Annotated in this window: 9 protein-coding genes; all 9 read right to left on the reverse strand. The window is 65.4% G+C overall.

Annotated features, from left to right (window positions below):
- Positions 1-80 precede the first annotated feature (80 nt).
- The 9 genes from QOZ99_RS15230 to QOZ99_RS15270 all read right to left on the reverse strand — a co-directional run bounded on the left by QOZ99_RS15230 (position 81) and on the right by QOZ99_RS15270 (position 12,353).
- Positions 81-1,280, reverse strand: a complete 1,200-nt coding sequence (locus tag QOZ99_RS15230) for a glycosyltransferase family 2 protein (RefSeq protein ID WP_306890847.1) — start codon at positions 1,278-1,280, stop codon at positions 81-83.
- A 62-nt stretch (positions 1,281-1,342) separates the two neighbouring features.
- On the reverse strand, positions 1,343-2,509 hold the full coding sequence (locus QOZ99_RS15235) for a DegT/DnrJ/EryC1/StrS family aminotransferase (RefSeq protein WP_306890848.1): 1,167 nt from the start codon (positions 2,507-2,509) through the stop codon (positions 1,343-1,345).
- A gap of 656 nt (positions 2,510-3,165) precedes the next feature.
- The gene (locus tag QOZ99_RS15240) at positions 3,166-4,926 is read right to left on the reverse strand and encodes a rhamnan synthesis F family protein (protein ID WP_306890849.1); all 1,761 of its coding nucleotides are present in this window, start codon (positions 4,924-4,926) and stop codon (positions 3,166-3,168) included.
- Positions 4,908-7,814: a hypothetical protein gene (locus tag QOZ99_RS15245; protein ID WP_306890850.1), complete on the reverse strand. Its 2,907-nt coding sequence runs from the start codon at positions 7,812-7,814 to the stop codon at positions 4,908-4,910. Before QOZ99_RS15245 ends, QOZ99_RS15240 begins: the two co-directional genes overlap by 19 nt.
- 146 nt (positions 7,815-7,960) lie before the next feature.
- Positions 7,961-8,890 carry an NAD-dependent epimerase/dehydratase family protein gene (locus QOZ99_RS15250; protein ID WP_306890851.1) on the reverse strand — a complete coding sequence of 310 codons (930 nt, stop codon included), beginning with the start codon at positions 8,888-8,890 and terminating at the stop codon, positions 7,961-7,963.
- Positions 8,887-9,453, reverse strand: coding sequence for a dTDP-4-dehydrorhamnose 3,5-epimerase (rfbC, locus tag QOZ99_RS15255; protein WP_306890852.1), 567 nt, complete (start codon positions 9,451-9,453; stop codon positions 8,887-8,889). Before rfbC ends, QOZ99_RS15250 begins: the two co-directional genes overlap by 4 nt.
- A gap of 18 nt (positions 9,454-9,471) precedes the next feature.
- Entirely contained in the window at positions 9,472-10,530 is a 1,059-nt protein-coding gene (locus QOZ99_RS15260) for an NAD-dependent epimerase/dehydratase family protein (protein ID WP_306890853.1), read from the reverse strand.
- 46 nt (positions 10,531-10,576) lie between these two features.
- A complete protein-coding gene (gene rfbF / locus QOZ99_RS15265; protein ID WP_306890854.1) occupies positions 10,577-11,347 on the reverse strand; it encodes a glucose-1-phosphate cytidylyltransferase in 771 nt (256 codons plus the stop codon).
- 544 nt (positions 11,348-11,891) lie between these two features.
- Positions 11,892-12,353 carry an Lrp/AsnC family transcriptional regulator gene (locus QOZ99_RS15270; RefSeq protein ID WP_183189870.1) on the reverse strand — a complete coding sequence of 154 codons (462 nt, stop codon included), beginning with the start codon at positions 12,351-12,353 and terminating at the stop codon, positions 11,892-11,894.
- Between the last annotated feature and the right edge of the window lie 65 nt (positions 12,354-12,418).

Here is a 12,418-nt window from a genome sequence, read left to right on the forward strand (position 1 = left end):
AGGCGGAGAGAGCCGCCCTTCGGGGCAAGCAACGGACGGTCCCCCGCCATGCTGCCGCGCGGCGCACCGCGCGGCGGGGGTCAGTCGAGAAACCGCTCGCCCTCATGCGGTGCGAATTCCTGCGACTCATAGCTGCGGTGGTACCATGTCAGTGGCTCGTCGACGAAAGCGAGGCGCGGGCGCAGATACTTGATCTTGCGGAAACGGTTCCAGTCGCCGGGTTCGGCGATGCGATAGGCGTTGATGTCCCAGGGCAGCTTCGTGAAGAAGCGGTGATAGAACACCGACGAATTGGTGATCTGCGTGTGCTCCAGCCGGCCATTGCCCCAGCGCTGCCACGATCCATCGCGCTGCAAGTACCAGAACGGGTGCCAGAGGAATTCGGCGCGCTGGGCGCGGGCGGCGGCCAGCAGCATCTCGATGCGATTCGTTTCGCAGCTGTCGTCATCATCGAGAAACGCGATGAACTGCCCGCGCGACAGCCGGTTCGAAGCATTCGCGGCATTCATCCCGGCCACGTTCCAGCGCTCCACGCCCGGCTTGGGGTAGGGGCCGCGCTCGGGCAGGTTGACGAACTCGATTCGCGGATCGCCGAGCGCGGCGATGCGTTCGCCGGTGTCGTCGATGCAGCCGTCGCCGATCACCAGTATCTGCAGATTGGTGTAGGTCTGCGCGCGCAGCGAGGACAGGCAGCGGTCGATCAGCAGATCCGGCCGGCCGGCAGTGCCGGTGCAAACCGTGATGAGCGGCTCGTCTTCCTCGTACGCGGCCTGGAATTCCGGGGTGGTGCGTGCCTCGATCAGTTCGAGACGCAGCGCCTCCATCCCCTCCAGCGTTCCCAGCGCATAGTCGATGCGGCTGCGCTCGTAATTGTGGTCCCAGGCGACGCTGTCCTTGAACATCCCCAGTTCCGCCCGCACGCCGTCGATCCGCCGGCTGCGCTCGTCCAGTTCCTTGAGGGCATGTTCGCGGAAGCCATAGAAGCCGCCGCGCAGATCGTCGATATGGCTGCCGGTGCTGCCGAGATGCGCCAGCGCATGTTCACGGAACCCGCGCAGTTCCTCGATCTTCCAGCTCGTCGCGCCCAATTCCGCGAGCACATGGTCGCGGAAGCCGTAGAAGCCGCCGCGCAGGTCGTCAATATGGCCCCCGCTGGTGCCCAGATCCGCCGCCGTGCCGTCACGGAACTCGCGGAAGGACGTGCTCAACTGCTCCATCTCGGCGCGCAGGGCGGCGATTTCGGCCCGGGCCGCGCGGAGCGCAGCACCTTCCCGTTGCATGCGCGCAAAAAACGCCCGCAGCTTCTTCCAGTAATGTCGCATGACGTGCAGCTTCTAGCCGGTTACAGGCCTTGCACGGCACGTGCGGGGCCAAAGACGGCATCAGCGACCGTCGCCAAGATCCGTACGATCTGATCTGGCACCAGATCCGGCGCCATGGGAAGCCCAATCAACCGCGCGGCGGTCTTTTCCGATGCCCCCATCGCGTCGCGCGGCGTGCGGGCGAAATGGGCGTGGAGATGCAGGCCGTTCTCGTACCACAAGCGCGATCCGATCGAGGCTGCCTCGAGATGCTGGCGGATGCGCAGGCTTTCGTCCACGCTGCGGGCCTCCAGGATTGCATAGGAAATGCCGACCTCGGGCACGCAGAAGAATCGATCGGCCAATCCACGGTCGGCGGCAACGCGTTGATAGATATCGGCGACAGCGAGGAAGCGCTGGCGCTTTTCCTTCCAGCCATCGAGTTCGGCCAGCCCGATGGCGGCATGATACTCGCTCATCTTGCCGTTCGTGCCCGCCGACAGGCTTTCCCGGCTGCCGTAGAAGCCGAAATTCAGCGCCCGCACACAGCCATGGATAACGCTCTCATCCCTGGACAGCACGAGACCGCCTTCGCCGGAGCTGAATCCCTTGGTCGCGTGGAGACTGGCGATGACCGGGACCGAGCCGACGAACTGCTCGGGATCGTCGAAGATCTGGCTTAGGCTGCCGGCCGCGTCGATCACCACGGGAATGCCCGTGGCCTGCGAAAAGGCGGCCCAGGCGGCTGCGGGCACCGGCCGCCCGAGCGGGGCGACGGGAATGACCAGCCCGGCCTTGTCGATCATCGGATGCATGCCCAGTTTCGCCGGGTCGATCATCCAGGTGTCGGGATCGATGTCGAGAAAATAGGGCTTGTAGCCGCACCGCTCGGCGGCGAGCGCCGTCGCGGTGAAGGTGAAGGATGGCATGAGTGCCAGCGGACGCTCGGGTGATAGCGGCGCGGCGGACACGATTGCGGCTTCAAGCGCCAGAGTGCCGGAGGTGGCCGTGGCGAGGCGCAGATCATGCCCAATCAAGCAGCGCAGGCGCTGCTCGAATTCGCGAACCAGCGGCCCATGATTGGTATAGATGCGTCCGGCGTCGATGCGCTTCAGATATGGCAGCAGGCGCTCGGCGGATGGAAGCAGTGGACGCAGCAGCGGAATCATCCGCCTGTCGACGTTTGCAGCCCGCAAAATGGTGCTCACGGTTCTCACTGACCTCCTTGCCGCATGCAGGATAAACCACATGCCCCCCCCGGGACAGAGCGGTCATTGCTCTCTGGAAGATGCTGGAACACTCACACCTTACCAATTGACGCATTTTAACGATAGACCAGACACCGGCAAGCGGGAAAGAGAAGCTCTCCCCGATCGGTTGCCTCACACGGGCCAGCCCGCATGCGCAACCTGGATGGACGCCGTGACGGCGGCCCCGGATTTCCGGCCGTCAGATCAATTTCTTTTGAATTTTCATAGTAAATTCAAAGCAAATACAGGCGTCGCGGCGCGCCGGCAGTGGAAGGCATCCCTATCGGCGGGCGTCACTTTTCCGGCGGAAAGCGATCGTCGGAACGCAACGTCATTGCCACATATCGGCATTTCTCGCGTAGCGCCGAACGAATTGCAAGCGAAGCTTCCGTTACGTTATGACAGTTGATGTCCGGATACATTCCAGAAATGATATGTGTTCTTCGGAAATGCCATCGTTCTGTTGGTCGTACTTCAAGGCAATTATGCCGAATCTACATTCACGCGGAAATCCAGCGATACCATCCGGCACGGGTGCCGCGCCGATTCCGGCTCCTGCGGAGGGCCATCCCGGGGGGTGGGCAGGAGTGGCGAGCGCCTCCCTCCCTCCCTCCCTAGGGCTCGGCGGTGCCGGCCGGCTCTTGCCTGGCGTTATCCGGGTCACTGCCGGGTGCCGACGTGCGGCGCACGATCCGTCCGCGGGTCTCGACGAAGGCGCGCAGATCGTCGGAATCGGCGACACGGCGAATCGTTTCGCGATAGTCGTACCACTCGGGAATGGCGACCTTGACCCAGGCATAGCCGGCCTGCTCGGCGGCGATGAAGAACATGCGCTCTATGGCGTGCGCCATCGTGCCGTCGATCTGGATCTCGGCCGTGTCCAGGGTGAAGTCATCGAGCGAGAGATTCGCCTCGGCGAAGGGGCGCAGCGCGTCCGTGCGCATCCAGAGCATGGCGCCGCTGGGATAGTCGAGAAAGCCGTTGACCTTCAGCTCCACCCCGAAACGGGCGGCGAGCGCACGGCAGAGCGGGTAGTTCTCGCCCCAGCCGAGCCATTGGCGGACAAACTCGAAATGCTGGGGCGCGATGGCGCCGACCTCGGGCGCATCCTCGAAGATGGTGAAGATGCTCCGAACGATCTCCGGCGAGCCGACCAGTTGGTCGAGCAGGAAGGCGCGCCAGTCGCGCAGTTCCTCGGCATGGGCGGAGACCTTGGAGTGGAGCAGCAGCACATAATCGTAGCGCGGGAAAACGTCCCGGAAGCCAACCAGCCGGGGAGCGATGTCGCGTCCCTGTCGCGGCATCACGCGGATTTCCAGATTTCCGCGCAACAGGCCGCGATGGGCCTCGATCACCGCCGCCTTGGCCTCGTTGTGAGTGGAAACATAGACATCGAAATCGAAGGGTATGTTGTTGAGATAGGTGAAGATCTCGCCGGTCAGTTCCTCGGCGAACATGTGCACCACGACCGCGATCCGGCGGGAGGGCGCGGACGCCTCGTTCCGTGTGGGATCGGTCGGGGTGGGATCGCTTGGGATAGGATCGCTCGGGGGCGCATAGGCGAGCGGCAGGGCGATGCTCCAGTCGTCCTCGCGGGCGGAAACGAGCGCCTGCCGATGGAAGATCTCGGGATAGCGCAGCATCATCTCGGCGGTGAGTTCCGCCTGATGCTGGTTGGTGCGGGTGTGCAGCATGGAGCCCGCATGGTGCCGGTGCTCGCACAGGAGTTCCGGCAGGAACACGCCGCGCATGTCGAGCGTGAAGAACCGGCACCAGAGATCGTAATCCTCCCAGCCGTGATTATCCGCCAGCGCGACATAGCCGCCGGCCCGGGCCAGCGCATCGCGGCGGATGAGCGCCATGGCGTCGATGGTGTTGCCATGGCGCAGGCGGTCGAGATGCCAGATATCGGCGCAGCCGATGTCGGTCTGGTCGCCGAAGATGAACAGCTGGGAATAGGCAAAGTCGGCGCCATCGACCTCGATCGCCTCGCACAGCCGCTCCAGGGCGGGTGGGCGGATGCGGTTGTCGGCGTCCAGCATGAACAGCAGCGGCTCCGCGCTCCAGGCGATGCCGGAATTGCGAGCCGTCGAGAGGCCCTGATTCAGCGCGTGACGGACGATGCGGGCCGAGGCGAAGCGGTGCGCGTGGTTTCTCAGGAAGGTTTCGGTCAACTTGAGGCCGTCATCCGTCGAGGCATCATCGATGATGACGACGGAGATCGCCTCCAGCGTCTGGTCGACCACGGATTGCAGGCATTCGACGATAAATGCCTCGTAATTGTACAAGGGGACGATGACGGCGACGCTGCCGCTGCCCGAGATGCCGCTCGCGTAGACGAGTTCGCCGAGTGATTCTATGTCGAATGTCTGCACGCGGCGCGCCCTTTCTTGGCCATGCTCGTCAAGGCGTCGAGCAGGGGCGGCAATATCGCGGCGCGGGCCGCGGGGCTGATCGCCTGCCGGTGACCGGCTGCGGCGATGCTGTCCATCCGCGCATGTCCTTCCGGCGTGCCGAGCAGCCAGTCGATCAGGTCGGGCAACTGGCGGAGATTTTCCTCCAGGAAGTGCTCGCCGGGACGGAAAATCGGATCGGCAAGGCCTGGATCGGAGACCACGCACGCCCCCTGCCAGAATCCCTGCTTCACCATGCGCGACCAGGCGAAAGGCCCCAGCCAGTCGCGGTGGATGTTGAGCACGATCTTGGACCGCTGGCCCAGCGCGCAGTTTATCTCCGGCGAGGTCGTCCGGTAATTGCTCGCGGTCAGTGGCGCGCCGGCACGGGGAGACACGCAGAGGAAGCGGTACTTGTCGGTCAGGCGGCGCAGTTGCTCGAAGGCGTTGGCCCGGCGGTCAAAGCCGGTGCCGACGAACAGAAGGTCGATCGGGCGCTCGCCGAGGCTTTCATGTGCCGAAAAATCGAACGGGGCCCGTGCGAAGCGATAGCCGCGCAGCACCTCGACCTGGCTGACATCCAGCTGCGGCACGCCGTAGCGGCTGCCCTCCAGATAGGGCGGTGCGTAATACACGGCGTTGATACCGCATTGCTGCAGCAGGACCGCGGATTGCAGGTTGATGTCGAGCACCAGCGGCGCGGCGAGAAGGTTGGAAAAGGCGCGGCAGAACTTCGATGTGTAGGGTCGCTCCACATTGTAGAGCACCGTGCCAGGCCGGCTGATCAGCGGGCGCCACTGCGTGCCCCGCTCGAACCAGAAGAATTCGTGCGGCGCGACGAAGATCCGCACGGCGAATTCCTCGTCGAATGGTGAGCGCTCCGTGCGCCGCTGCACTTCGATGCCCAGCGCGGAGAGCTGCCACGCCAGCAGGTTGGCAATTTCCTGCATGAAGAAATTGCCCTGCGTGCTGCAATAGATGGCGACCGTTCCGCCGACTTCCCTGAGCCCGGACGCCGCCGTCTCGACGGCGGCCGCGGGATCGGGCAGCGACAGGCGCTCGGCGACGGCGTGAAGGCTGGCATCGACCTCCGGTGCCAGTCGCGACAGCGCGCGGGCCGCGACCTCGGTGGTGGCGAAGCGGCGGCCTTCCGCCATCCCGAAGCGCACGAAATGGTCCCATGCGTCTTCGCCATCGGCGCGCACATCGGGGTGGAGGTCGAGATAGACTTCCGGCTCGAACAGGCCGGCACGGTCCATGATGCGCCGCAGCCCACCATCCGCAGCCGCCGCCGCCGGCAGGGCGGGCGCGGCGTCGCCGGATGCCGGCGGCGCCTCATCCGGCGGCGTCTCATCCGGCGCCTCCGCCGTCACCGGCACCGGCTCCGCGGCTTCAACGGGAGAGGTCGCCGCGGGCGCGGTCCCGGCCGGGTGCGGACGTCGCCCCTCGGCCCTGCCGCGCTCCAGATAGTGCTGCAGCGGCTCCAGCCCGGTATCAAGAACGTCCGGATTGCTGCGCAGATAATAGCTGACGCTGAAGGCCGGGCCGGGATCGCGACCCTCGCGCCAGCCGGAGGTGGCGTAGTGGATTACCGGGTTCAGGCCCGTCGCCACGACGTCGCCATTGGTTTCAAGATACCATTTCACATTGAAGAGCGGGTTGGGATCGCGCCCTTCACGCCAGCCCGCGCGGCAGAAATGCACCAGCGCGTCACGCTCGTTCCTGGCGATCGTCGATGCGATATCCGGATTCTGGGCGCGGTAATAAGCGGCATCGAACAGGGGCGCGACCTGGGCCTGTGCCGCGTGTGGCCCCCAGCCATGGCGCAGGCGATGGCGTGTCGCCCGCACCAGACGCTCGATCTCGCGAAACGGCGCGCCGATCCGCCATGTGGGCGAGGTGCGAATGCCCGACAGTTGCCGCTGCACCTGGCGCAGGGCGATCTGCCTGCGCAGACCCTCCGCCTCCAGCTCGGCATGGGCGCGCTGGAGGCTCTGGACCTCTTCCCGCGATCCGCCGGAGCCCGGAGTGCCCCAGTAGGGGTCCCGCCGCAGATACTCAAAGCGGCCGACCGCATCCTGGAGCGCGGTCGCCGTGGCGGAGAAGTCCCTCCGCAAATCCCGCAGCGCCGCTTCAAGAGCCGCCCGGCCTTCCGAAAAATCCTCCAGGGCGGCCGTCTTCCGCTCCAGCTTCTGCTCGGCAAGTTCCAGTTCACCGCGCAGAAGGCTGATCTGGCGATCCTTCTCCGCCAGCAGGCGCAGGCTTCGACCCGTCGTCTCGACATTGACGATGTCGGCGCTGCGATGGCTGCGAATGGTGCGGGCGGCGGGAACGGCATCGGCGAGCCGTTCGTCCGGCAGTGCGCCGGCATCCGCCGGGCCCTTGCGGAACACCATCACGCTGTCGCCATGGGCGCCATCGGCACGCGGGGCGGTGAAGGATTCCACCAGCGCGACCTCGATGCCGCGCCGCTCGGCCCAGGCCATCAGCGCCAGCGGGGCGTCGGGATAGAAGCGCCAGCCATCGAACGGAGCGGGATCGTAGCCGGCGTCGGACGACGCATCGACATAGATGAGCCCGCCCGCCCGCGTGACGCGCAGCATTTCGATGAAGAGGAGCCAGAAATTCGGGTAGCGCTGCAAGCCGGGGGCGGCGACGATGTCGAAATGCTCGTCCTCAAAGCGAAGGGCGTCGCCGTCAAGGCTGGGGCGCGCACCGTCACTGACGCCGACCTCGATCGCTAGCGCGGTTGCCGGAGCGCCATTCCCGTCCGGGGCCTCGCCTGATCCGATGACGAGAACCGTGCCGGACGCATCCCGGCCGTAGATCCGGAAGAACTCCCCTGCGAGGCTGCGCGCCGTGTCATGCATAGATCTACCACTTGGACTGCGATCAGTTCTGCACGCTGAGCCGATGGGTGAGGCGCGCGGCACGGCGGGTGGGCCAAGCTACAAGGCCGCGTCCGGGCCGTCGACCATGGATGCGCCGCGAGGGATGCCGGAGGCTGTCACCTCTCTCATCCGTGATAGAATTCCGCGATCGCGTCCCAGCCCGCCACCTCATCCCAGGCGCCGACATAGCGGAACGCCGAATCGGTGTTCACGCGCATCAGCGGCTCGCTGAAATCGGACTGGATGCCGAGTTCGACGCCGCACGCCCATCCCAGCCGCTCACGCATCGCCGCGGCGAAACGCTGGGCGAAGGCGCCCTGCCGTTCGACATAGCCGCTGGGGTTGAGCCTGCGCACTGCCGGGCCGCCGCCCTCCACGGCGCTGGCAAACCTCGCATAGGCCGATGCCAGCAGCGACACATGAATATTGTCGCGCACGTAATCCGGCGTGTTGACCCGGGCCGCCTTGCCCTCGCGCCAGGTGCGGATCAGATAGGAGCAGAAGCGCGGTTCTTCGAGCGGGCCGAACGGGTTGGGAATGACGAACTTGCCATAGCGCAGGCCAATTTCGCGGCAGCGGTGTTCCACTACGGTGGCGGTCAGCCCCTTGGAGAGGCCATAGGGCGAGAAGGCGACACGCGGCTCCTCGCCAGCCCCTTCATCCTGCTCGAACACGCTGCCGGTGAGTACCACGCCCTTGAGCCCGCCCCGCGCCAGCGCGCCGAGCACGGGCCGCAGATTATGGGTGTTTTCGGCCAGCGCGCCGGCAACATCGAAATCCGGGCTGCGATAATCGCCCACCCGTGCCGCGTGATGGCAGAGCAGGTCGAAGCCGCCCGTCCCGGCGAGGTCCAGGAAACGCTCGGAGCCGAACGGGGCATGCTCGACGATCTCAGCCACGGTGCCGAGCCGGGCGACGCGCTGCGCCCGCGCTCCTTCCGCATAATCGGCGCGGCCGGCCGTGAGCGGGGCGACGACCTGCGCCCCCGCCTTTGCCAGCGCTTCCGCGAACCAATAGCCGGTGAAGGAACTGGCGCCGGTGAGCAGGACCTTCATGTCAGGCCCCGCATCGACTCCATGCCGTGGAAGGCGTCGTTCAGATCCGGCCAGGCGGCGTCCTTGTCGGAAATCTCGGTGGGCTGGATCGGCCATTCGATGCCGATAGCCGGGTCGTTCCAGCGCACGCCGCGCTCCTGCTGCGGGGCGTAGAATTCGCTCACCAGATAAAGCGCCTCGACATTGTCGGTGAGGGTGATGAGGGCGTGGGCGAAGCCGCGCGGCACATACATCATCAGCCGGTTGTCGTCGTTCAGTTCGGCGCCGAACCACTTGCCGAACGTGGGCGAGCCGGCGCGCAGGTCAACGATGCAATCCCACAGCGCGCCCTTGATCGCCCGCACCAGCTTGACCTCGCCGGCGGGGGGCAGCTGGTAATGCAGGCCGCGCAGCGTGCCCGCCTTGCTGCTGAGCGAGTTGTTTACCTGCACGAAACGGGTTTCCAGCCCCTGCGCGCCGAACTCCTTCTCGCAGAAGAAGCGCGCGAAGAAGCCACGGTCGTCGCCGCGCCGCTCCAGCTCGATGAGATAGGCGCCCTCGAGAGGGGTCTTGTGGAATTTCATCGTCGGTTTTCCCAGCGTTCAGCGGCGCCCGCCCGGAGCCCAGCGCAGCTCGGGGCCGAGGCGGCCGGTGGCCATGTGACGCTCCAGCGTCTTCAGGCGCATATAGGGCGAATTGCGGAAATCCTTGTCGGCGAAGGCCATGCCGGTGAGCCCGCCGGCCAGCCGCTCGATCGACTGGTCGAGGCTGACCTGCGGAATCCATTCCGGTGCCAGCGATTTGAACAGCGCGAAATCCACCTTGTAGGAGCGCTTGTCCGGCGGCGCGCTGGTGTTGATCGAGACCTTGGTGCCCGGCACATGGCGGGCCACGGCGGCGGCGAGTTCCGACACCTGATAGTTGCCCTCGTCGCGGCCGGCATTCACCGCCAGGAACGTGCCGCCCTTGGCGGCGTCGCGGGTGATGGCCCAGGTGATGGCGCGGGCCATGTCCTCGACATCGATCAGCGGCCGCCACGGCGTGCCGTCGCTCAGCACGGTGATCTCGCCCGAGGTGAGGGCGCAGGCCACGAAATCGTTGAGCACGAGGTCGAGGCGCAGCCGGTCGGACATGCCGCAGGCGGTGGCGAAGCGCAGCGATGTGACGGTGAGGTTGCCCAGGTCCGCCTGCTGGAAGCCCTCCTCAGAGCCGATCTTCGAGCGGGCATAGGCGGTGAGCGGGTTGGTCGGGTCGTTCTCGGTGCGGGCGCCGCCCTCGGCATAGCCATACATCGAGCAGCTGGAGGCGAAGACGAAATTCTTCACCCCGCGCGCCGCCGCGGCCTCGGCGAGGCGGATGCTGGCGACTTGGTTGATCTCGTGGGTCACGGCCTCGAACTTGTTGCCCATCGGGTCGTTCGAGACGGCGCTCAGATGCACCACCGCGTCCACGCCATCGAGCAGTTCGACGGGGAAATCGCGGATATCGCCGAAGACCTGCCGGTCCAGCAGCGTTTCCGGCAGGGTGCCCGCATTGGTGAGGCAGTGGCCGAAGAAGCCGGCATCGAAGCCGATCAGTTCGCAATCGGCCACGTTATCGCGCAGGAAGCGCGTCAGGACGGGCCCGACATACCCCATGTTGCCGGTGATCAACACACGCATCTATCGAACCCTCAATCTACCGAGTCGCGTTCTATCAGGTCTTGTTCTACCAAGTCTTCCAGGGAGCCTTGCCCGACGCCCACATCTCCTCGAGCTGACGCTTGTCGCGCAGCGTATCCATGGGCTGCCAGAAGCCGCGGTGGAAATGGGCGCTCAGATTGCCCTCGGCCGCAAGCTGGCGCATCGGCTCCTGTTCCCACACCGTGGAATCCCCTTCGATATAGTCGCCGACCTTGGGCGACAGCACGAAATAGCCGCCATTGATCCAGCCGCCGTCGCCGACCGGCTTTTCCTGAAAGCCGGTGACGCGGTTGCCGTCGAAATTGATCGCGCCGAACCGGCCGGGCGGCTGCACCGCCGTCACCGTCGCCAGGCGCCCCTCCTTGCGGTGGAGGTCGATCGTCGCCTTGATGTCGACATCGCCGACGCCATCGCCATAGGTCAGGCAGAACGCGGTGTCGTCGCCGACATAGGGGAGGATGCGCTTGATGCGCCCGCCGATCATGGTCAGTTCGCCCGTATCGACCAGCGTGACGCGCCACGGCTCGGCCTGGACGTCGTGCACTTCCATGCTGTTATTCTTGATGTCGAACGTGACATTCGACATGTGAAGGAAGTAGTTGTTGAAATATTCTTTGATCAAATAGCCTTTATAGCCAAGGCAGATGATGAAGTCATTTATCCCATTGGCGGAATAAATCTTCATGATGTGCCAGATGATCGGCTTGCCGCCGACTTCGATCAGGGGCTTGGGCTTGAGGTCCGTTTCCTCGGCAAAGCGCGTACCCAACCCACCAGCCAAGATGACCGCTTTCATTCGGCTTTCCATTCATGAGTTTGGAGGAGTGATACCCGAGGGTCGACGCATCATGTGAACAGCGCGCCGACAATGTCGTGCGGTCGGAGCCGAGGAGCCATTGCGGCGCTGTCCTCGGCCTTGCGATGCACGAGCCTGGCGGGCTGCGCGCCCGTCAGCGGGCGGACCGGCCGACGCCGACCGGCATTCCCGCCCGGCTGTGCCGTCCCCGAAAACGGCGTTCGATGCGCGACGGGAGCGTGCGCAGCCAGGGGGCGCGGCGGGGCACTGCCGGATCGTGAGGCGCACGCCACAGGGGGGATCGGACGAGCGCCGTGTGATCCAGCGCTCGACACATCGCCGGATCCGTCGCGCCCGCAACCCAAGATTGCCCACCTTCTTCGACTTTTCCCACCTATTCTTGCAGGAGCGATAGCTTATCAATTAATTGATTGTCAATGAACGGGACGTCCCACTCCCCCGCGATGTGAACTGTCGATCTTTATACGCGCGCGCGAGCGCGCACTTCAGCACGGTTCATCGCTCCTGCCCCTACCGCGCCGGTCTACCGCGCCCGTCGGCGCGCGCCGAGCACGTTGCGGATGGAAAAGCTGGAGTGAATGCGCAGCACGCCGGGCAGGGTGGATAGAATCTCGGTGTGGATGCGCTCGAAATCGCCGGGGGTCTCCACCTCGACACGCAGCAGGTAATCCGAGCCGCCGGTCATGAGATAGCATTCCTGAATTTCGGGGTGGCGGCGCACGGCGGCCTCGAAACGGTTGAGATAATCCTCGGTCTGCCGCTCCAGCGTGATGTTGATGATCACCGCCATGCCGGCCTCGCGCGCGGCGTGGTCGATCAGCGCGGTGTAGCCGCGGATGACGCCGCTATGTTCCATCAGCTTGATGCGGCGCAGGCAGGTGGAGGCGGAAAGCCCGACCTCCTCGGCGATCTTCGCCGTGCTCATGCGGGCGTCGAGGCGCAGCAGGCGCAGGATGTTGCGGTCCGTGGCGTCGAGCGCGCTCATGGCGGTTCCTCCGAAAAATTCATCGATCCGGCCATAAATTAGTATCGAATGGCGGATGCATGCGC

Origin of the sequence: Ancylobacter amanitiformis (assembly GCF_030814815.1) — a bacterium.
In the GTDB taxonomy this organism is placed as follows: Bacteria; Pseudomonadota; Alphaproteobacteria; order Rhizobiales; family Xanthobacteraceae; genus Ancylobacter; species Ancylobacter amanitiformis.